Genomic DNA, 20,094 nt, shown 5'->3' with positions numbered 1-20,094 from the left:
TCCCTGTGTGTCTTACCGCTTGAGCGGGAGGAGACACCGCGGCTCATGCCGTCGAGGCTCCGCACCAGCGGGGGCCGGGCGTCACCCTGATCGATGCCTGACTGCTCGACCGTGCGTCGGTAGGGATCGCAACGGGGGTACGCGGGCTCACGCCTCGTCGGACGACCCGCTGCTCCAGTCGTACGGGCCGCCGCCCTGCCACTCGATCAGCTCGGTGTCGTCGACGGCCGTGTCGGTGGTGGGCAGGCCCTCGCGGTGCAGCAGGTCCAGTACGTCGAAGAGGCTGTAGGCGACGCCCATGCGCTCGCCGTGGATGGTCACCAGCCGTCCGCCGTCCGTCGCGGGCGGCTGTACGACCACAGGGGGTTGACCGTCCATAGCAACACCATGCTCCCGAAACGGCCGGTTCGCAGCTCGGTGGGCCCAGAAGCGGTACGACACCGTCTCTCCGACCCCTTCCCGGGACCGGCTGTGCACCCGTGACAGGACGCGATCCGGAAGCTGAGGTCTCATCAGCACTGCCGGAAGACGGCGGGGCCACCGCCCTGGCATCCGTGGCATGGACATGAATCGCTGGAACAGAGGGAAAGGGCGCGGCGCCGCGTTGGCGGTACTGCCGGCCGCCGGCACACTCGCGGCCGCCGCTCCGGACGCACGCGCCGACGGGGCGCGCACCGAGACAACATGGCCTCCGCCGACCAGCACGCCGCCGTCGACGCCACCTCGGCGCCCGACACCCGCTCCGAGACCCTGGTCCGTCCGGGGCGTACACGGCTCTGCACAGCGGCCAGCTCACCCAAGACCGGTTGCATCCGATCAGTTCTCGTCAAATCCGCCCCAGGTGAGAAAAACCTGTGAATGTTTCCGCGTGGTTCGGGCATACGCAGCGAAAACACAGAGAGGGGCGCTACGTGCTTGTACCGGACCGGAAGATCGTCAGGGAGCTGCTGACGCGGTACGCGTCGCTGAGGATCGCTCAGTCGGAGAGGCACGTGCCGACGGCGGCACGCGAACTGGAGGACGTCAGCTACACGCTGTGCGTGATGATGGGGACGTCCGACATCAGTGACGCCATTGCCAAGGCGGATGTCCTGCTGCTCACCGAGGGGCGGACGGACGCGGCGGACGCGGACGGGGAGAACGGCCTGACCCTGGTCGGCTGACGGTCGACGCAGGCCCGGACGGACCGGGCAGCGCGCCTCGGCGGCCCCTGAGTCGTATCCGCACAGTCGTCGCACCGGACGCCGCGGGGCCCGCCCTCCGGGCGGACGACGGGACCGTGCGGATACGGCCTAGGAAGGGGCCGCCGAGGCGTTCGTCCGTCCGTGGAACGCCGCGCGGTAGGCGTACGGCGTGGTGCCGACCACCTTGCGGAACCGCTCCCGGAACGCGGTCGGCGAGCCGAATCCCGCCTGGTGCGCGATCCGTTCGACGGAGTGGTCGGAGTTCTCCAGCAGGTACTGGGCGCGCCGCACCCGCGCCCGCAACAGCCACTGCAACGGTGTGGTGCCCGTCTGCTCCCGGAAGCGGCGGCTGAAGGTCCGCTCACTCATGCCCGCCCGCTCCGCCAGCGCCCCCAGCGTCACCTCACGCCCGAGGTTGTCCTCGATCCACTCCAGGACCGGTTCCAGCGCCGACCCCCGGGGCACGGGCGGATGCCGGTGCACGATGAACTGGGCCTGGCCGCCCTCGCGTTCCAGTGGCATGACCGACATCCGGGCGATGTTCGCGGCGACGGCCGACCCCAGGTCCCGCCGGATCATGTGCAGACAAAGATCCAGCGCCGCGGCCGCACCGGCCGAGGTGAGAATCTGGCCGTTGTCCACGTACAGGACGTCCGGCTCCACCTCGACCCGTGGGAAGCGGCGGGCCAGTTCGCCGGCGGCCACCCAGTGCGTGGTGGCGCGCAGCCCGTCCAGCAGCCCGGCCTCCGCCAGCACGAAGGCACCGACGCACACCGACGCGATCCGGGTACCTGACCGGGCCGCCTCACGCAGGGCCGCCAGCACCCGTGCGGAGGGCGGCGCGGCGTTGGGGGAGCAGCCCGGAACGATGATGGTGTCGGCCTCCGCCAGCGCCTCAAGACCCCGGTCGATCCGCAGGGTGAAGCCGCCGTCCGCGCGCACCTCGGGTGTCTCGGCGCACAACCGGACCCGGTAGGCGGGCCGCCCGTCCGGCAGGTGGGTCCAGGCGAACGTCTGCTGGGGTGCCGCCATGTCGAACGGCACCACATGATCGAGAACCAGGATCGCCACGGTGTGCATGACCGCCACCCTAGGTGTCTTCCCGCCGGACCTGTGGCCTGGGGGCGGTGACGGCTTCGGCCGTGCGGCGCAGGCCGGCGAGGTGGCGAGAACCCGTTGGAAGCTGTCGTTCCCGCCCCTGTGCGCTCATCCGGGAGCGTCCTAGCGTGGGCGCCGTCGACCGCGCATACGGAAAGAGCCCTGTGACCAAGATCCTGTTGTCCCTCCATGTCCTGGCCGCCATCGTCGCCGTCGGTCCCGTGACCGTCGCGGCCAGCATGTTCCCGCCCGCCGTACGCCGCGCGGCCCCCACGAGCGCCGGCACGGCCGCGCTCCTGCACCGCATCTGCCGCGTCTACGCCGGCGTCGGGCTGGCCGTCCCCCTGCTGGGGTTCGCCACCGCGGCCGCGATGGGCGTCCTCGGCAGCGGATGGCTCGTCACCTCCATCGCCCTGACCGCCGCGGCCGCGGGTGTCCTGGCCGCGTTCGTCCTGCCCCGGCAGGAGGAGATCCTGGACCAACTCAGGGGCGAGCGGGCGCCCGACCACCGCGCCACCGTGCAACTCGCCCTGTTCACCGGCGTCTTCAACCTGCTGTGGGCGACGGTCACCGTCCTGATGGTCGTCCGGCCCGGTTCCACCACGGGAGCGTGAGCAAGCAGGCATCCGCCTGTCATGGATGTCCGGTCTGCGTCAAGTCATCCCAAGGAATTCACACTCCGGGACACCCTGCCGCCTACACTCGCAGTCTCGCCCCCGCACGGGGCCGACGAGCAGAAAGGCGCGTTGACGGGTGTTCCAGGATTCCCCCATCTACGACCGACTCATCGCGGAGCGCGGTGACGTACCGGCACAGGTGCGCCGCGAGGCCGAACGTGTGAGCAGGGAACTGGAGCTGGTCATGCGGCCCTCACAGTCCCTCGGCTACGACCGACCGCACTCCCCGGGCGCGGGCTGGCAGCGCACGGGCATGCTCCCGGGCCCGCGCCCGCAGTGAACCGGGCCACGGCCCGGACGAGGCCCGCGCACCGGACCACGGCCCGGGCCCGGCCCGGGCCGGACCCCCGGGTGTGTCAACGGGCTTTCAAACGCGCGCCGTTGACGTGTGGCGGCTGGACCGGGACGGGCCGGGCCAGCCACTCGGCGATGGTGCGGGCGATCGGCTGACCCGTCTCCACCTCGACGAACCCGAACTGCCCCGACTGGTTGCACTCCAGGAACCACCAGGTCCCGTCGGAGTCCTCCACGAAGTCGAAAGCCCCGTATGCCAGTTCGGCCTCGCGCAGATACGCCAGGACACCCGGCGCGATGCAGGACGGCACATCGACGGGGAGCCACGGCGAGCCGGGCGTGGCGAACCGCACGTCGACGTCGTCCGGGTCCGCGTCCGCAGCGGTCGCCTTGCGGGCGGCCAGCATCCGCTGACCCACGACGGTGAGCCGGATGTCGGCCCGTTTGGTGATCCGCCGCTGAAGCAGCGTCGGCCCGAACGCCACGGCGGAGAAGTCCGTGTCCGGCGCGACCCGGCTGGTCGGCACGGCCCGCGGCGGGTCCTGGGGGTGTGCGCCCGACACCGGTTTGACCACCAGCTCCGGATAGCGCTCGGCGAACTCGCGGGCGGCACGCGGAAACGTCGTGATCAGCGTCGCGGGCACGGGCAGGCCGCATCTCTGGGCGACGCGCAGCTGCCATGGCTTGTGGCGGGCCCTGCGTGCGGCGTCGGGATGGTTCATCCAGCGCGCGTCCGAGCCCCGCAGCATGCCGTAGAGCGCCTGGGCGGCCTCCTCGGTCAGCCAGTCGGACGGCTGGGCCGCCCGTGCGGCCGGGACGCCGGGACGGCGCACCCAGACGGACCGGAGTCCCCCGATGCTCACCAGCCGCCCCCCGGCGGACAGATGACCACGGAACCGGCCGTGCACGTATTCCCCCGACAGCGCGACACCACCGGTCAGGTCCGCGGGATCGACCCGGACCACCGGTACGCCCGTTGCGTTCAGGTGCACGACCACCATGTCCGCGGTCACGTCCTCCTCGCAGGTGAGGATCAGTACGGTCATCGTCGGCGGCCCGCGGTCAGTCGTCGAAGTGCGTCTTGGAGCCGGCGGTGGACGTCGTGGTGCCGAACTCCCTCAGCAGAGCGAAGTCACAGGCCGCGACGCGGCCGTCGTGGAGCACGTTCAACTGCAGTCCCGCGTCGTACACGTACGGAATGGCAGCTTCCAACTCCACGGCTGGGCGCGCATAGTTGAGCGCGAACGGTTGCATCGTCTCTCCCTCGTCGGTACTGCGCCGATCAGGTGTCGGTCCAGGCGCGAATCCCCCCGGCCCGCCGGTCTGTTTCGGCTTCCAGAGACTTATACGAATCGAACGGGTGGTTGGTTTCCTTACTTTCCGTAGTCATCGGCCAGTTGCCGGTCCGGCCGGTGTGCCGAACTGCGCTCCCGTGCGCCGAGGGAGCCGCGGACGGTGCGCAGAGCGAGCAGCAGGACTCCGATGTCGTCCAGGTACACCGGGTCCGGCACCAGATCGGTGGGCAGCACCAGGTAGAGCACCGCGCCCCAGAAGACCCACCGGGGGCCCGTGGGCAGTCCCGCGCGCCGCAGATCGCGCCGGGTCCGGACCAGCCGTACGAGGACGGCCAGGGCGAAGACGAGGACGACGGCCGCGAGAACCGCGGCCAGGATGATCACCTTGGTGGTCGTATCCACGGGTTGCCCTCCTCTTGGCATGCCGCGACACGGGATGTCCCTAGCTGGATTCCCTTTTCCGGCGGCTGTATTGCGGCCGGAGCCCGACATGTCGGCGAGTCGGCGCATTTTCCCGTGCGCGCGGCTCAGCCCGTGACTCACCCGAGTGGCACGGGGTGACAGGGGTGTCTGGTCATGGTCAGCGTAACGTCGCTCGTCACACGACGGGGTGCAGGAGCAGCCGCACCCTTCCCGTGGAGGCGAGCATGACCACCTGCTCTTCCTCACCGGCTCGAAACACAGCCCCCGGCCCTCGAACCGGACCGGGTCGCCACGTAGCCGGCTCTCCCTGCCGACGACTGGCTGGATCCCGCCGAGGCGCGGCCCGCGGCTCCTGTGCCGGACGAGTGGGATTACTCACAGGTGCCCGCCCGGTCCGCCCCCGAGGACAGGGGCGAGGTCGCCGAGCCCTGGTCCGGGCCGCCGTCTACCCCCCCACTACGCCCGGCGGTCCAGAAGCCCGGACAGCACGCGGTCCGGTGTGAGCGGGAGTTCGCGCAGGCGGACGCCCGTGGCGTGGTGCACCGCGTTGCCGATCGCCGCGGGCGTTCCGACGATGCCGATCTCCCCGATGCCCTTGCTCCCCATGGGGTTGAGCCGGGAATCTTCCTCGTCGAGCCAGTGCGCCTCGATCTCGGCGATGTCGGCGTGCACCGGCACGTGGTACGACGCCAGGTCCGACTCGGTGAAGTCACCGAACGCGGCGTCCATGGTGCTGCCCTCGGTCAGCGCCATGCCCAGGCCCATCGTCATGCCGCCGACGAACTGGGAACGCGCCGTACGGGCGTTGAGGATGCGGCCCGCCGCGTACACCCCGAGCAGCCGGCCGACCCGCACCTCGCCGGTGACCGTGTCCACGGCGACCTCGGCGAAGTGCGCCCCGAAGGCGTGCCGCGCGAAGTCGCTCTCGGCGTCCGCGACGCCCTTCGTGTCGGCCCGGGCGTCGAGGCCCTCCTCCGGCAGCGGCCCGGTGTGCTCGGCGAGCCGCCGGGCCAGCCGGTCACACGCGTCGTGCACCGCCCAGCCCCAAGAGGCGGTGCCGGAGGAGTCGCCGGCGAGCGGCGCTGACGGGAGTTCCGTGCTGCCGACCTCGATCCGTACCCGTTCCAGCGGCACCCCGAGGGCGTCCGCGCCGACCTGTGCGAGCACGGTCCGGGCGCCCGTCCCGATGTCCGTGGCGTTGGTCCGCACCAGGAACGTCCCGTCGCGCAGCGCGCGGGCCGCCGCAGTGGAGGGGCTCACCATGACCGGGTAGGTCGCCGCCGCCACGCCGGTCCCCAGCAGCAGGGGGCCGTCCCGGCGCGTGCCCGGGCGGGGATCGCGCCCGTCCCACCCGAAGCGCCGGGAGCCTTCGCGCAGACAATCGATCAGGTGCCTGCTGCTGAACGGCTTGCCGCTGTCGGGCTCGACGTCGGGCTCGTTGCGCACGCGCAGCTCGATCGGGTCCATGCCGAGTTCGCCGGCGAACTCGTCCATGGCGGACTCCAGCGCGTACATCCCCGGAGCCTGGCCCGGCGCCCGCATCCACGACGGCGACGGCACGTCGAGCGCCGCGACCCGGTGCACCGTACGACGGTGGGGAGCGGCGTACATGACCCGCGCGGGCACCGCCGCGTGCTCCACGTACTCCTTGATGCGGGAGGTGTGCGTGGTGACCTCGTGCACGAGGGCCGTGAGACGGCCGTCCTCACCGGCTCCGAGTCGCAGCCGGGGGAGGTCCTGGCGCGGTGCCCCGCGACGGCCGGCAGGTAGCGGCGCGGCAGAGCGACTGTCACCGGCCGTCCGGTCTCCCGTGCCGCCATCGCGGCGAGCACCACGTCGGGCCGTGGCGTGCCCTTGGACCCGAAACCGCCGCCCACGTGCTCGGCGGTGACGACGATCCGTTCCTCGGGCAGGTCGAACAGCTTGGAGAGCACGACCCGCACGGCACCGGTGCCCTGGCTGGAGGTGTGCACGAGGAGCCGGCCGTCCTCCCAGCGGGCGGTGCTGGTGTGCGGCTCCATGGGGTGGTTGTGCAGAGGGGGCACCCGGTAGGCGACGTCGACCCGGGCGGCCGAGGATCCGAACGCACCGTCCGGATCGCCCTGCTCACGGACAGCCGGCTGACCTCCGCTCGCCTCCTCCGGCACGTACACGCCCGGGTGCGAGGCGGTGAGGACCACATCGTGCGCCTCGGCGTCGTAGGTGACGCGAACCGCGGCGGCACCGGCCCGGGCGGCCTCCAGGGTCTCGGCCACCACCAGGGCCACGAACCAGCCGCGGTGCGGGACCCGGGGATTCTGCAGCACGGCGAGCGTGGGATCGTCCGGCTCCGCGAGACGCGGCGCGTTCTCGTGGCTGAGGACGGCGAGGACACCTGGCACCGCCAGGGCGTCCGCCGTGTCGACGCCGGTCACCCGGCCCCGGGCCACACGCGCCGGCACGGGCCAGGCCTGCGCGCGGCCGGGGTCGTGGAACTCGGCGGCGTAGCGGGCGGTGCCCCCGACCTTCTCGCGTCCTTCCCGGCGCTCCGCGGGAGCGCCCACACTGCCGGTCATGAGGCCCTCCCGGTGGGCGCGGTGTCCGTGAGCCGCGTCAGCACGTCCACGGCGAGATTGCGGGCCAGCGGCACCTTGTAGGCGTTGTCCCGCAAGGGCTGTGCATCGGACAGTTCGAGTTCGACGGCGTGCTCGAACGCCGCGCGGGTGGGGGCGGCACCCAGCAGTGCCTCCTCCGCGCGCCGGGCCCGCCAGGGCCGGTGCGCCAGCGCCCCGAAGGCGAGCCCGGCATGGCCGACGACCCCGCCCTCCAGGCGCAGCACGACCGCGACGGACGCGAGCGCGAAGGAGTACGAGGCCCGGTCGCGGGCCTTGCGGTACGCCGACGGAAGCCCGGCCGTGGCGGCCGGCAGCACCACACCGGTGATCAGCTCGCCGGGACGGATCTCGGTGTCCTGCTCGGGCCGGTCCCCGGGCAGCCGGTGGAAGTCCACCGCCTCGACACTCCGGGTTCCCTCGGGCCCGTCCAGCTCGACACGCCCGTCGAGGGCGGCGAGTGCCACCGCCATGTCCGAGGGGTTGGTGGCGATGCAGTGCGCGGAGTGCCCGAGCACCGCGTGATCACGGTGAACACCGTCCCGCGCGCCGCATCCGCTGCCCGGCTCGCGCTTGTTGCACGGCTTCGACAGGTCCTGGAAGTACGGGCAACGGGTGCGCTGGAGTAGGTTCCCGCCGGTCGTCGCCGCGTTGCGCAATTGCCCCGAGGCTCCCGCGAGCAGTGCCTGGGACAAGGCGGGGTACCGGTCGCGGACCAGGGGGTGGGCGGCGAGGTCGCTGTTGCGGACCGTCGCCCCGACGCGCAGGGCGCCGTCGGGCAGTTCGTCGATCGTGTCCAGGGGCAGCCGGGTGACGTCGATGAGCGTGGCGGGCGTCTCGACGCCGAGCTTCATCAGGTCGACCAGGTTCGTACCGCCGCCGAGATAGCGGGAGCCGGCATGCGAGGCGAACGCGGAGGTCGCCTCCTCGACGCTGCCGGCGCGGACGTAGGCGAACTCCTTCACGGGATCACGTCCTCGACGGCCTCGGCGATCCGCGGATAGGCACCGCACCGGCACAGATTGCCGCTCAGCCGCTCCTTGATCTCCGCACGGTCCAGCTCCACCGGTTCGCCCGAGGGCGCCGCCGTATCGGTGACGTGCGAGGGGTGACCGGCCGCCGCCTCGGCGAGGACACCGACCGCGGAGCAGATCTGGCCCGGGGTGCAGTAGCCGCACTGGAAGGCGTCGCGCTCCAGGAAGGCGGTCTGGAGCGGATGCGGTTCCTCACCGTCGCCGGAGAGACCTTCGACCGTGGTCACGTCGCAGCCGTCCAGGGCGACCGCGAACAGCAGACAGCTGTTGACACGCCGCCCGTCCACCAGAACCGTGCAGGCGCCGCACTGGCCGTGGTCGCAGCCCTTCTTGGCGCCCGTGAGCCCGAGATCCTCGCGCAGGAGGTCCAGCAGGACCCGCCGGTGGTCGACGGTGAGCGTGTGGGGTTTGCCATTGACGCGGAGCGTGGTCCGCGAGTGGTGCTGGTGATTGCCCATGTCGTCGGGGACCTTCCGGGGCGGGCCGTGATGCCGTACGGACCGCGTATCCAGGGGGCGAGGACTGACACGTGCGCCGTCCGAGGAAGCCGTCACTCCCACACGACGCCTCGTGCGCCGCGTCAGGAAGCCGTCACCCCTCCGACGCCGCGTGCCGGGCGGCGTGGCTCCTTTCGCGGTCCTCCTCGCGGCTGCGTTCGTCACCGGCCGCGGTCGCCGGGCGCTTGACCTTGAACCGTTCGAACGTCCGTGTCAGCTGCTGGAGCGGGGACGCCGCGGGCGGGCCGGACGGCCGGGGTACGGCGGGAGCGTTCGCGGCGGACTGCTGGTAGGCGGCCAGGGCCTCGTGGGCGCTCTCGGCCGCCTCCCGGTACAGGTCACGGGACTTCGTCATGGCCTCCAGCGCCTCCGCGTACATGGCCACCAGGCCGCGCTGGCGCTCCAGCTCCTCCTGGAGGGTCAGCAGGTGCCAGTCCTCCCGCAGCGCGGTGAGCGCGTCGGCCGCGCCATCGGGCAGGGGCCTGGGCAGCGCCGCGAACCGGGTCACCGCGTCGACGAGGTCGGCCGGCTCGGAGCCGTCGAGGAAGACCGCGCGGACCGAGAAGTCCTGGGCCTCGTAGCCCTCCGGTGCCGGGACGCCCGGCAGTACCACCGCGCCACCGCGCGGCACCTGGACGCCGGAGTCCCGCAGGGCCCAGTTCAGGCCGCGCAGCTGCTGCGGCGCGGCGTGGTGCTCCACCACCCGCTGGCGCAGGCCCGGCGGCAGCCATCGCGCCACCGGCGCACGCCCGCGGTCGTCGGTGGTCATCGCCTCGTGGACGACCACGTGGATGTGCCATCCGCCGCGCACGGCGTTCTTCAGCAGGCGGCGGATCTCCTTGTCGTCCTGGGGCAGCGCGTTGATTTCCCCCAGGGCCAGGCGCGTGGCGGCGTCCTGGTTCCAGGCGGTGTCCGGCTCCTCCGGCCAGATGAGGCCCGCGGGGGAGGGCCATGCGTCGTTCCACGGCTGCTCGGCCTCCGCGACGAGCGTCCACTCCTGCCCGTGCCCGTCGTCCGCGGCGGGCCGCACGCTCAGCCGGGCCCGCACGGTCACGTCGTCGCCGGCCCGCCAGCGGGCCTCGAACACGCGCTCCGCCGCGGCGGTCCCGTCGTCGGGCAACTCCAGAAAGTCGTCGATCGCCTGGCTGTCCTTGCGCTGCTGCAGCGTGCGCCGGAGAACGTCTTCCGCGGGGCCCGGGGCATGGCGGCCGCGTGCCAGCCACACCGTGTCGGGAGTCATGGGGCGGACGGTGAGGGAGGTCTGCATGGGTCCATCTGTGAGCGGGGGTGGGGGTGCCTGCCAGTATCGTCGCCGCAGGCAGACGGGTGCTACCCGGGGTCGCACGTGGCGGGTGCCGGTGGCATACGTGTCTACCACCGTTCACCTCCCCGGTCGGGCCGGGACGCGCCGCGGAGCCCGCCCGGCATTCCGGGCCCCGCGTCCGCTGCGGCCTGCCAGGGGCCGATGTGCCCGGTCGCGCGCACGCCCGGCTCTCCGTCCGTCTCACCCTCGGTCATGCGCACCGCCTACCCACGCCGGGCTGCACCATGTGACACGAGCGTGGCGCCGTGCGACGACCGGACGGCGCGATGCGGCACGGGGTGGCGCCCCGCCACGGTTGACGCCGGTTGCACGGGATGTGCGCCGCGCGCGCCGGGTGTGCGCGGCGCGCGCACATCGGACGATCTCACGCGTGGCCCGCGCGCCCCGAGGTCCCGACAATGGTGCACACGAGCAGGGCCCGCCCACCATCCGCATCGGGGCGGGTCCTGCTCGCTCCGGCAGACCGGGAGCGTCGCTCAGCGATCCATCAGGTCCAGGGGCTGGTAGATCAGTTCCGGGAAACCGGCCTCGGGGTGAGGGAACCGCTGCGGCCCGCCGTGGTGGATCCGCACATGTGGGCCGCCCAGCGGGTCCGGAACGCGTCACAGCGGGTCACACCGTGGAGAATCGCCCACGAGTTGGCGCAGCCCCCGGTCGTTGGGGTATGGGCCCGCCTCGGCGCGCAGGAGCGCGACGGTGATCCGGGCGTCGCTGTCCCAGTCATCGACGAAGTCGTGGGAGCCGGGTTCGAGGATGGGTCAACTGGTCCACGGCATCCCGCTGTTCGTCAACGGCGGCAGCGCGGTGCGTCCCCACCTCGACCGTGCGGGCACCTCGATCGGCCTTGCCGCCGAGAGCGCCCACGTGGCCATGCTGCACCAGGCCCTGGAACGCCGGGGGTTCCGCCATGTCGCGGAACGATGCCGGGTTGAGGTGTCCCCATGCCTGCCTGGTCACGGACCGGGTACACGGTCTCGCACGAGCCGGTGTGGACCGAGAAGAGGGGACCGGGGGCAGTGGCGGTAAAGGCGATGGGCTGGGCGCACTCGTTCCGGATGTCCGAAGGAGTGCGCGCGGGCAGGGAGTGGACGCGCGAGCGTCTCGACTCCCTGCCGTGGGCCGCTGCGGAGCCGGACACGGTGGACGCCGTCGTTCTGGCGGTGTCCGAGCTGATCACCAACGCGCACGTCCATGCGCACAGCGACGCGCACCTGGTCCTCACGTGGGACGGCGACTGCCTCCATGTGAGCGTCCACGACGAGGACCCTTCGCTGCCGCGCCAGCGCGACCCTGAGCCGGGTGAGGTCTCCGGCCGCGGAGTGGCGATCGTGAGCAAGCTGGCCGACGAGTGGGGCATGAGGTGCCAGCGGCACGGCAAGACGGTGACCGCGTGTTTCCGTCCGGCCGACCCCGAGGCCGGCGCCGACCGGCAGGACGGCGACGGCAGTTGAGCGCTGTTCACCGTCGCGTCCCGCTTCCGAAGGAGAAGTGTCGTGTACCTGGCACGAGGATCGAGTGATGACGACCCCTATGTCTGGCTCTGGGTCCTGGGCGCTCTCGCGCTGTACGCACTGATCAGCTACGGGCTGACCTACCGCGCCCGCGCACGGCGCGGTTCCGCCCATCCGGCGCAGGACGCCCTGCACGATCTCAAGGACCGTGAGGACCCCCAGCCGCCCGAGAACCGCCTGGTCAGCCGCGTGATCATGCTGTGCGGAGCAGGGCTCACGGGGTGTGCCGCCTACCTGACCAGTGGCGCGGTGCGGGTCTTGACGGTCGGGTTCACGGCCGTGGTGACCGTGGTCGTCTGGGCGTACTACGACCACCGCACGCAGACGCGCACCCCGGCACGAGGCTGACGTGTCCGGGCCCGGGCCCCTCACTCCTCCCGGGAGGAGTGAGGGGCCCAGGCACGTCAGCCGGACGCCGGGTGCTTACCGGGTCCCTCGGCGCCGGGAAACAGGGGAGTGGGTGACAGCTTGGTGTCCTCCTCACCCGGCTCCAGGAGGGTGTCGGCGGCGCCCACGATGAGGGGGTCGGGCGTGCCCACCGCCTCGCGGTCCTTGCTCGCGTAGTCGACGCGCGACAGCAGGCTGCGCATGGTCTCCAGCCGTGCGCGTCGCTTGTCGTTGCTCTTGACGACGGTCCAGGGCGCGTGCGCGGTGTCCGTGGCGCGGAACATGTCCACCTTCGCCTCGGTGTAGTCGTCCCAGAGGTCCAGCGAGGCCAGGTCGGTGGGGGACAGCTTCCACTGGCGCACCGGGTCGACCTGCCGGATCGCGAACCGCGTGCGCTGCTCGGAGCGCGACACCGAGAACCAGAACTTCACCAGCAGGATCCCGTCGTCCACCAGCATCCGCTCGAAGGCAGGGCACTGCTCGAGGAACAGCTCGTACTCGTCCTTGGAGCAGTAGCCCATCACCCGTTCCACCCCGGACCGGTTGTACCAGGAGCGGTCGAGGAAGACGATCTCCCCGGCCGTCGGCAGGTGCGCGATGTACCGCTGGAAGTACCACTGACCCGCTTCACGTTCGGTGGGCTTGTCCAGGGCGACCACGCGGGCGCCGCGCGGGTTGAGCCGCTCGGTGAGGCGCTGGATCGTGCCGCCCTTGCCCGCCGCGTCCCGCCCCTCGCACACGACGACCAGGCGTGCGCCGGTGTCCTTGACCCAGCGCTGGAGCTTGAGCAGCTCTATCTGCAGGATGCGCTTGGTCCGCTCGTACTCCTTGCGGCCCACCTTGCGGTCGTACGGATAGTTCTCCCGCCAGGTCCGGATGGGGCGCCCGTCACCGTCCAGCACGATCGGCTGCTCCTGGCGGCTGGTGTCCACGGTCAGCCCGTCCAGCAGCTTGCCCGCGTCTTCGGCGCTCATCACTCGACTCCCCGTCGGCTCGCACGGTCGGCACCGAGCGTACGGCGCGGGCCCTTCGGGACCGGCTCCCGTCGCTGGTCGAACGGGCACACGGGTGCCCCGTCCGGTCCCGCTCATGTGGGATGCCGGGCCTTTGCCGGCTGCCGTCCGACTCCTACGGCCTGAAGTCCCCCTGCGTCGGCCGACGCCCGGTGGGGTGGGCTCGCCCGGAGCGGGCGCGGGGATGGGGGGACTCCGCTCACAGCGCCGTGCCGGTCTCCTCCGCCAGGGCCCGCACGAGACGGTCCTGGAACGCCTCGTCGTGGACGGCGCGGTGCGACTGCGTGCGCTTGCCGTGGTACCAGTAGCCGCCGGTGGACAGGGCCTCCGGGTCGTCGCTCGAGGCCAGCCACTCCTGCGTCCGGTGGCCGAGCTCGAGGTCGTCCGGTGCGTGGGGCCCGCCCATCCTGGTCGGAACCCAGCCGGGGTCCACGGCGTTGCTCGCCACCCCGGGGCGCAGCCGGGCCACCGCGGCCGCCAGCGCCGTCACGAACAGCTTGCTGTCGGCGTACGACCCCGCGCTCGCGCCCCGCCAGTCGGTCCCCTCCAGCGCCGACGGGCGTCCGCCGAGATGCGAGCCGCTGCTCAGGTACACCAGCCGGCGCGGCCCGCGCAGCAGGGCCGTGAGTAGATAGGGCGCGACGATGTTGACCGGCATGACGGCAGGGCCGCTCCACACCCCGGCGTTGTGGACGACGGCGTCGAGCGGCCGGGACGCGTCCAGCTCGTCGGCGACCCGCCGTACGGCGTCACGCTCGGCGAAGTCCCCCACCACGACGTCCGCTCCACGGTCGGCCAAGTCGCCCAGCACCTTGGCCCGTTCGGCACTCCGGGCGTGCACCACCACGTCGTGCCCGGCGTCCAGCAACGCCTCGGCCGTGGCCCTTCCCAGCCCGTCCGCGGACCCGGTCACCAGAATCCGGCTCACGGTTCCTCCCTCGGATCTGTTTCCTCTGCGCAGTGTTCCGCGGGAGTCCTGCCCCAACCCTCTCGACGCCGGTGACGTGCGCCGACCCGGCCGCGCCTCGCGCTTGGGCTACGGCTGTCGGGCCCGGGGCCCGCTCCGGATCTGCATACCGGGGCGGCGGCGGTGCACGGTCACGTACGACAGGCCGTCCGGGCCCGCGGTCACGCTGCGGACGCTGCCGTGCGGCAGCCAGACGAGGCTGCCGGGCTCCACCGGGTGCGGCCCGGCCGTGGAGCCGAGCATGCCGTCTCCGGAGACGACGAGCAGCAGGACGTCGAGGTCGGGTTCGGCGTGCGCGTCGATGGATCCCCGCGGCGGTACGCGGATGAGGTTGGCGTCCAGTTGCCTGCCGGGCTCGGCCAGCCGCCACAGGGCACCGGTCGCCTCCGGGTCGGTCGCGGCGAGCGCGCCGGTGTTGCCGAGGATCCGCGGAACCGGAGCGCCGGCCGCGCCGGGGAGCTCCTCCGGGTCAGTCATGGATCGTGCCACCATCCGATACGGGCCTGCCCTGGGCCGGTTGACCTGCCCGGCCGGCGATCCGCACCCCTCCTGGCGGACGCCCGGAGGAATCTAGCATCGGCCGCCGGCCCGGCCGGCGGCCGATGCCGCTCACTCCTCGTCGGACGTGGTGGGACGCGTCCTTCCGGGCTCCGGCCCCTCGCCCGCCTGCGCGCGGGCGTGCAGTACGTCGCCGATGAACAGGTCGTACACCAGCACGCCGATCACGCCGCCGACGAGCGGCCCGACGATCGGGATCCACCAGTAGTCGCTGAACGCCCCGGCCAGGCTGCCGGGAAAGGCCAGTCCGTCCCATCCCGCCATCCAGGTGAACAGGCGCGGGCCGAAGTCACGGGCCGGGTTGATCGCGTAGCCCGCGTTCGCCCCGTACGACATGCCGATGGCCGCTACGACGAAGCCGATCACCAGCGGGCCGAGGTTCGCCTTCACGGCCGTGTTGCGCAGGTCGATGATCGCCACGACCAGCATGACCAGGAAGGCCGTGCCGACGACCTGGTCGATCAGCGGACCCCAGATGCCACCGCCGAAGTACGGCGCGGGGAACGTCGCGAAGATGGAGAACGAGGCGAGGGTCTTCCCGTTCGTCTTCGGTCCCCTGAAGGCGTCGTCGAAGGCGTTGATGGCGTCGTGGTACACGGCGTAGACCAGGGCGGCTCCGGCGAGGGCGCCGAGCACCTGGGACGCCCAGTAGGGCACGACCTTGACCCAGGGGAACCTGCGGCGGACCGCGAAGGCCAAGGTGACGGCCGGGTTGATGTGCGCCCCGCTGACACCGCCGGCCACGTAGATGCCCAGGATCACGGCCATGCACCAGCCCCAGGTGATCAGGAGCCAGTCCCCGGCGCTGAGGAAGAAGATGGTGGGCCCCTCGGTACGGCCCGAGCCGGGCAGCGCGGCGACCGTCATCGCCACCACGCCGCAGCCGAAGGAGATGAGGACGAACGTCCCGAGGAACTCCGCCAGACACTCGCCGGCCAGGCCTGCGCGACGTCTGAGCCTGGAGGGTTTCACCAGCGGCTTGATCTCGAGTGCCATGTGATTTCTCCCTGAGGTCGCTGCGGTCGCGGGTGACACGCGGTAATCACGTGGTAACCCGTGGCGTGCGCCGCGGCAACCGCAGGACGTCCCTCTGCCGGCTGGCTCGCCCCCGTTCTCGTCAGTGCCCCGTGGGTGTCTCCGCCGCGGACTCGCAGCCGCCGGAACCGAGCCGTACGCAGCACTCCCCGGGTTCGGGCGCCAGGACCGCGCGGACGCCGCCGACCCCCAGGCCGTCGAGGTAGCCGCTGAGGAACGCCTGGTTCATGCCGCACACCAGCTCCGGTGCCTTCGCCGCCAGCGGATGGAACGGGCAGTTGCGCAGCCGGATCCGCGTCGGGGTCTCCCGGACGGGCTCGTAGCCGTACTGCTCCAGCAGGCCCTCGCAGGTGGTCAGGCCCCGCTCGGGGCCCAGCCGCCCCGGACGGGTCTCGTGCCGTGCGGCCTCGCCCACCTCCAGCCCGCGCTGCCGGGCGGCACGCATCGCGGCCTGCACGGCGTTCTCGTCGGCCCTCTCGGTCAGGACGGCGTCCAGGAGCAGGTCGGCCAGCAGCTCGTGCCGTCGGTCGGGGATGTTCACGGTGATCTGGGCGTCGGTGGGCTCGTACACCTTGGGCTGCCTGCCGACCTTGCGGGTTCCCTCCGGCGACGCGTAGCGGGCGCGCAGCAGACCGGCGTCGACCAGCTTGTCGAGGTGGAAGGCGGCGAGCTTGCGGGAGATGCCGACGCTGCCGGCGGCCTCGTCGCGGGTGACGGGGCGCCGGGCCCGCCGGATGAAGGCGAACATGCGCCGGCGCGAGTCCTCGCTCAGGACGCTGACGGAATCGATGGCGCCGGCGGAGTCGAGGGCGCTGACTGCCGGGTCGGTCTGCTCAGGCGGGTCGGAAGCCACGAGTCCACGGTAACTCCCACATGTATGGGAGCGAGAGTGATTCGGTCCGCGTGGCCTGCACACCTTGACGCCGGAACGCAATAAAGGAAAAACTTGTTGGCGAAACTCAGGGAGGTCACCATGGTCCCGCTCTCACCGCACGGCGAAGCGACGGCACTCGAACGGCCCGTTCTCCGGGTGGTCCACGAACCCGACGGGATCGACCTGGCGGCCGCCGAGATCGCCGCGAGCCGCTTCCTGGAGGCCCTCGGCATCTCCACGGCGACGGAGAGCCTGCGGGGCACGCCCGGCCGGATGGCCCGCGCCTACGCCGAACTCTTCAGCCCCCGCCCCTTCGACCTGACCACATTCCCCAACGACGAGGGCTACGACGAGCTCGTCCTGGCCCGGCGCATTCCGGTCCGCACCGTCTGCGAGCACCACCTCCTTCCGGTGGTCGGCACGGCACACGTCGGCTACCTGCCCGGCGCCCGCATCCTGGGGCTGTCCAAGCTGGCGCGCGTCGTCGAGCACTTCGCCTGCCGCCCCCAGGTGCAGGAGCGCCTGACCAAGCAGGTCGCCGACTGGCTGCAGACCCATCTGGAGCCCAAGGGCGTCGGCGTGGTCATCGAGGCCGAGCACTCCTGCATGACGCTGCGCGGCGTCCAGGCCACCGGCTCCGACACCCTGACCTCCACCCTCCTCGGCCTCCTGCGCTCCGACGCCCGCTCCCGCGGCGAGTTCCTGGCGCTGACGGGGGTGACCAGGTGAGCACGGCGCGGCGCCCGGGCCGTTCCGGGGGGACGGTCCCGGGCGTCGGGGGTCAGTCGGTCATCGCACATCTCGCGCATGGCGACCACGACCTGACCTGAACCCGGGCGGCGCGTTCTTCTGCAACGACCTACCCACTTCGAGACGTGCGGCGCGCAGCCGATCGCCGGACTCGTCGCCGGTGACGTCCGCAGGCCGAACCACGGCTTTCCGCCTATCTCCGCGAGTGCCCGGATGCGGCTACGACGCGCTGCTTAGCATGGCTGCCGACAACCGACGGCCGTGTCGGCCTGACAGCCGACCGGCCGACGGGCTCCGGCAGAACACGGAAGGGCGCAGCACGATGACGGGCCTCAGCGACGCCGCCGCACTCGACGACCCGGTGGGCGAGTCGCTCCGCGCGCACCACGCGCACCTCGCTCGCCGGCTCGGCGGTGCCGCCACCTACATACCCACAGTCGCGACGTTCTCCGCGGTGCCCGCCGAGCCGGACGCGGCGGCCTGGCAGGACCTGGCCAAGTTGCTCGGACCGGGCGAGTTCGCGGACATGTTCAGCTGCCCGGCGATACCGCCGCCGGACTGGGAACCTGTCTTCGTCCTCGAGGGCCGCCAGATGGTCTGGGCCGGTGACAGCGTCCCCGACCCCTCACCTGACGAGGCCGGGGCCGGCGTGATCCAACTCGGGGCCGAGGACGTGCCCGAGATGCTCGACCTCGTCGAGCGGACCCGGCCGGGACCCTTCCAGCCCCGCACGCACGAGCTCGGCACCTACCTCGGCATCCGCGACGGCGGCACGCTGGTGGCGATGGTGGGGGAGCGGCTGAGGCCTCCCGGGTGGACCGAGATCAGCGCCGTCTGCACCGCACCCGAGGCCCGGGGCCGGGGCCATGCCGTCCGCCTGCTGCGCGCGCACCTCGCACGCGTCGTCGCCCGCGGCGAACGTCCCTTTCTGCACGTGGCCGAAGCGAACAGCGGGGCACGCGCGCTGTACGAACGGCTCGGCTTCGAGACCCGCAAGAAGGTGACGTTCCGCGGGTTCCGCACCCCGTGAGCGGACCGGCCCCATGAGCGGACCGGCCCCGTGGGCGACGTGTCGGACGCGGCAGCACGGAGGGCCACGGGGCGGCGTGTCTCGGACGCCTACGCCGGTCCGGAGCCGTGCAGCACGGCGAAGACTGCCCGGGTGCGGGTGCCGTCCGCCGTCGCCCAGGAGCCGGTGACGTGGCCGATCGGGCCCTGCGGAGGGGAAGGCGGGCCGTCCGGGGCGGGCTCCAGGACGCGGTGCAGGCGGAGCGTCGCGCCCTGCGGCGTGGCCAGCGCGGTGCCCTCACGGTCGTCGGTGACGGTGAAGTCCGTGAAGGGGGTGTCTCCGCCGGTGCCGGAGACGACGACCCCCTGCGCGGGTGCGTCGCTGACGTCCTGGTCCTGGGCCTGTTCCCGTCCCTCGATCAGTGCGGTCAACGCGGCGACGAGCACGGCGTCCCGGCAGCCGTCGTAGGCCCAGCGCCGTCCCAGCACGCCGTGTTCCATCGTGCCGACGAGCGCGTGCTCCGCCCCTTCGAGCGGGGCACCGCGATAGGTGAGGGGCACCAGGTACGTCGTCGGCCGGTCGCCGGAGGTGTCGGTGACCACCATGAACTCGATGCCCACCTCGCCGCTCGGATCGTCGAGCCGGAATCCGCCCGCCTTCACCAACACCGGTCCGGCCGCCCCTCCGCGGTACCACGGGCGGGACGGCAGCCAGGAGGTCACGAGCTCCAGCTTGGTCGGCTTGAGGGTGGTGTGATGGATGACGGCCATGCCGAGGTTCCCTTCCGACGCGTCCTGCGGGTGATCACACTGTCCCACCGCCCGGGTGCGGCAGGGCCGTCGTCGGCCCCCGGTCCACCCTGTGCCGTCCCGGATGTCCGGGAAGGCCCGAGGAGAGCACCCCCGGCTGGGACGGCGCCTCGTTCAGCACCCACAGGCCGATCAGTGTCATGCATGGCCGGAATCGGCCGGGCCGCCCACGACGCCGCGGAAGTCGCGCAGTGCGACGGAGAGGAGCGGCCGGTGCCGGCCGAGGACGGACAGAGGAGCGCCGGGCCCGGGCGTGACGCGACCGCGGCCGAGGGCCGGGCGTCCCGTGATCCGCAGGGGGACACGGCACCGAGAACCGTCGGACAACTGCTGGACCAGGTGGCCGCGGGCGGGCAGCCGGAAGGGCAGCCGCAGCACGTCGCGGTACGTGAGGCGGACCGCCGGAACGCCGGGAGCGGTCAGCTCGCCCAGGGCGCCCCGGCTGTCCGTCCGGACCGTGATCGTGCCCAGCTCTTTCGGAATGCCCCACAGGGTGCGTCCCCCGGCGAGGGAGCGTTCGTCGTCGACCCATGCGGCCACGCAGCCGGCGGTGAGGCGGTGTCCCTGACGCACGGCCAGGGCGACGAGGAACTCACGGTAGGCGAGGTCGCCGCCGGGCCGGTAGTCGACCCAGAACGTCGCCAGGGTGGCGCGGCGTCGCACGACCCACGGGCGGATCCCGGGCGGCAGCGGCCAGGACGGCAATTCGCCGACGGGGACGCGCCACAGCGAGACGATCATGTCGCCGGTGAGGTGCCACGGAG

At 72.3% G+C, this 20,094-nt stretch carries 23 protein-coding genes and 1 pseudogene; 7 read left to right on the top strand and 17 right to left on the bottom strand.

Translation table 11 applies throughout. The features are described 5' to 3' along the window. Positions 1 to 147: 147 nt before the first annotated feature. Positions 148 to 378: a hypothetical protein gene (locus ACFZDI_RS12870; protein WP_234848340.1), complete on the bottom strand. Its 231-nt coding sequence runs from the start codon at positions 376 to 378 to the stop codon at positions 148 to 150. A gap of 533 nt (positions 379 to 911) precedes the next feature. On the opposite strand from ACFZDI_RS12870, the gene ACFZDI_RS12865 reads away from it, so the two are divergent. Next, positions 912 to 1,163, top strand: coding sequence for a DUF5133 domain-containing protein (locus tag ACFZDI_RS12865; protein ID WP_234848339.1), 252 nt, complete (start codon positions 912 to 914; stop codon positions 1,161 to 1,163). Positions 1,164 to 1,292: 129 nt separating this feature from the next. Here the strand turns inward: ACFZDI_RS12865 and ACFZDI_RS12860 are convergent, their stop codons facing one another. Further along, entirely contained in the window at positions 1,293 to 2,264 is a 972-nt protein-coding gene (locus tag ACFZDI_RS12860; RefSeq protein WP_391250042.1) for a helix-turn-helix domain-containing protein, read from the bottom strand. 182 nt (positions 2,265 to 2,446) lie between these two features. Here ACFZDI_RS12860 and ACFZDI_RS12855 point away from each other — a divergent pair, with 182 nt between their 5' ends. Both ACFZDI_RS12855 and ACFZDI_RS12850 read left to right on the top strand, forming a co-directional pair. Further along, complete coding sequence (locus ACFZDI_RS12855; protein WP_361112650.1) at positions 2,447 to 2,896, top strand: DUF2269 family protein; 450 nt, start codon at positions 2,447 to 2,449, stop codon at positions 2,894 to 2,896. A gap of 139 nt (positions 2,897 to 3,035) precedes the next feature. After that, positions 3,036 to 3,239, top strand: a complete 204-nt coding sequence (locus ACFZDI_RS12850) for a hypothetical protein (protein ID WP_102913449.1) — start codon at positions 3,036 to 3,038, stop codon at positions 3,237 to 3,239. A 76-nt stretch (positions 3,240 to 3,315) separates the two neighbouring features. Here the strand turns inward: ACFZDI_RS12850 and tgmB are convergent, their stop codons facing one another. The 8 genes and pseudogenes from tgmB to ACFZDI_RS12810 form a co-directional block, all read right to left on the bottom strand. After that, the gene (gene tgmB / locus ACFZDI_RS12845; RefSeq protein ID WP_391250040.1) at positions 3,316 to 4,299 is read right to left on the bottom strand and encodes an ATP-grasp ribosomal peptide maturase; all 984 of its coding nucleotides are present in this window, start codon (positions 4,297 to 4,299) and stop codon (positions 3,316 to 3,318) included. 16 nt (positions 4,300 to 4,315) lie between these two features. Beyond that, entirely contained in the window at positions 4,316 to 4,507 is a 192-nt protein-coding gene (gene tgmA / locus ACFZDI_RS12840; protein ID WP_234848335.1) for a putative ATP-grasp-modified RiPP, read from the bottom strand. A 119-nt stretch (positions 4,508 to 4,626) separates the two neighbouring features. Next, positions 4,627 to 4,950 carry a YkvA family protein gene (locus tag ACFZDI_RS12835; RefSeq protein ID WP_234848334.1) on the bottom strand — a complete coding sequence of 108 codons (324 nt, stop codon included), beginning with the start codon at positions 4,948 to 4,950 and terminating at the stop codon, positions 4,627 to 4,629. A gap of 477 nt (positions 4,951 to 5,427) precedes the next feature. After that, positions 5,428 to 7,526 (bottom strand): annotated as a pseudogene (locus ACFZDI_RS12830) (molybdopterin cofactor-binding domain-containing protein). After that, positions 7,523 to 8,527 carry an FAD binding domain-containing protein gene (locus tag ACFZDI_RS12825; RefSeq protein WP_391250037.1) on the bottom strand — a complete coding sequence of 335 codons (1,005 nt, stop codon included), beginning with the start codon at positions 8,525 to 8,527 and terminating at the stop codon, positions 7,523 to 7,525. The pseudogene ACFZDI_RS12830 and the gene ACFZDI_RS12825 overlap by 4 nt, the downstream one beginning before the upstream one ends. After that, a complete protein-coding gene (locus ACFZDI_RS12820; RefSeq protein WP_234848331.1) occupies positions 8,524 to 9,054 on the bottom strand; it encodes a (2Fe-2S)-binding protein in 531 nt (176 codons plus the stop codon). Before ACFZDI_RS12820 ends, ACFZDI_RS12825 begins: the two co-directional genes overlap by 4 nt. Before the next feature lie 133 nt (positions 9,055 to 9,187). After that, on the bottom strand, positions 9,188 to 10,360 hold the full coding sequence (locus ACFZDI_RS12815; RefSeq protein ID WP_391250035.1) for a hypothetical protein: 1,173 nt from the start codon (positions 10,358 to 10,360) through the stop codon (positions 9,188 to 9,190). 659 nt (positions 10,361 to 11,019) lie between these two features. Then, positions 11,020 to 11,118 carry a hypothetical protein gene (locus tag ACFZDI_RS12810; protein WP_391251092.1) on the bottom strand — a complete coding sequence of 33 codons (99 nt, stop codon included), beginning with the start codon at positions 11,116 to 11,118 and terminating at the stop codon, positions 11,020 to 11,022. Between the two features lie 315 nt (positions 11,119 to 11,433). Between ACFZDI_RS12810 and ACFZDI_RS12805 the strand changes: the two genes are divergently transcribed. Next, positions 11,434 to 11,868 (top strand): ATP-binding protein, encoded by a 435-nt coding sequence (locus tag ACFZDI_RS12805; RefSeq protein WP_234848329.1) that lies wholly within the window; start codon positions 11,434 to 11,436, stop codon positions 11,866 to 11,868. 42 nt (positions 11,869 to 11,910) lie between these two features. Continuing rightward, positions 11,911 to 12,276 (top strand): hypothetical protein, encoded by a 366-nt coding sequence (locus tag ACFZDI_RS12800; protein ID WP_391250033.1) that lies wholly within the window; start codon positions 11,911 to 11,913, stop codon positions 12,274 to 12,276. A gap of 56 nt (positions 12,277 to 12,332) precedes the next feature. On the opposite strand, the gene ppk2 is transcribed toward ACFZDI_RS12800, so the two are convergent. From ppk2 to ACFZDI_RS12775, 5 genes are all read right to left on the bottom strand, one after another. Further along, a complete protein-coding gene (gene ppk2 / locus ACFZDI_RS12795; protein ID WP_391250031.1) occupies positions 12,333 to 13,289 on the bottom strand; it encodes a polyphosphate kinase 2 in 957 nt (318 codons plus the stop codon). Positions 13,290 to 13,527: 238 nt separating this feature from the next. Continuing rightward, positions 13,528 to 14,256 (bottom strand): SDR family NAD(P)-dependent oxidoreductase, encoded by a 729-nt coding sequence (locus ACFZDI_RS12790; RefSeq protein ID WP_234848326.1) that lies wholly within the window; start codon positions 14,254 to 14,256, stop codon positions 13,528 to 13,530. Positions 14,257 to 14,364: 108 nt separating this feature from the next. Next, on the bottom strand, positions 14,365 to 14,772 hold the full coding sequence (locus tag ACFZDI_RS12785; protein ID WP_234848325.1) for a hypothetical protein: 408 nt from the start codon (positions 14,770 to 14,772) through the stop codon (positions 14,365 to 14,367). Between the two features lie 132 nt (positions 14,773 to 14,904). Then, positions 14,905 to 15,849, bottom strand: a complete 945-nt coding sequence (locus tag ACFZDI_RS12780; RefSeq protein WP_234848324.1) for an MIP/aquaporin family protein — start codon at positions 15,847 to 15,849, stop codon at positions 14,905 to 14,907. Between the two features lie 121 nt (positions 15,850 to 15,970). Beyond that, the gene (locus ACFZDI_RS12775) at positions 15,971 to 16,741 is read right to left on the bottom strand and encodes a helix-turn-helix transcriptional regulator (protein ID WP_391250027.1); all 771 of its coding nucleotides are present in this window, start codon (positions 16,739 to 16,741) and stop codon (positions 15,971 to 15,973) included. 120 nt (positions 16,742 to 16,861) lie between these two features. Here ACFZDI_RS12775 and folE point away from each other — a divergent pair, with 120 nt between their 5' ends. Together folE and ACFZDI_RS12765 are read left to right on the top strand one after the other, a co-directional pair. Then, entirely contained in the window at positions 16,862 to 17,491 is a 630-nt protein-coding gene (gene folE, locus ACFZDI_RS12770; RefSeq protein ID WP_391251090.1) for a GTP cyclohydrolase I FolE, read from the top strand. A gap of 343 nt (positions 17,492 to 17,834) precedes the next feature. Next, positions 17,835 to 18,542, top strand: a complete 708-nt coding sequence (locus tag ACFZDI_RS12765; protein WP_391250025.1) for a GNAT family N-acetyltransferase — start codon at positions 17,835 to 17,837, stop codon at positions 18,540 to 18,542. Between the two features lie 89 nt (positions 18,543 to 18,631). On the opposite strand, the gene ACFZDI_RS12760 is transcribed toward ACFZDI_RS12765, so the two are convergent. Both ACFZDI_RS12760 and ACFZDI_RS12755 read right to left on the bottom strand, forming a co-directional pair. Then, entirely contained in the window at positions 18,632 to 19,291 is a 660-nt protein-coding gene (locus ACFZDI_RS12760) for a 1,4-alpha-glucan branching protein (RefSeq protein ID WP_391250023.1), read from the bottom strand. Positions 19,292 to 19,468: 177 nt separating this feature from the next. Then, positions 19,469 to 20,071 (bottom strand): acetoacetate decarboxylase family protein, encoded by a 603-nt coding sequence (locus ACFZDI_RS12755; RefSeq protein ID WP_391250021.1) that lies wholly within the window; start codon positions 20,069 to 20,071, stop codon positions 19,469 to 19,471. Between the last annotated feature and the right edge of the window lie 23 nt (positions 20,072 to 20,094).

The organism is Streptomyces sp. NPDC007907, from assembly GCF_042959365.1.
GTDB classification, from domain to species: Bacteria; Actinomycetota; Actinomycetes; order Streptomycetales; family Streptomycetaceae; genus Streptomyces; species Streptomyces indiaensis.
This window is presented reverse-complemented; position numbering and strand designations above follow the sequence as displayed.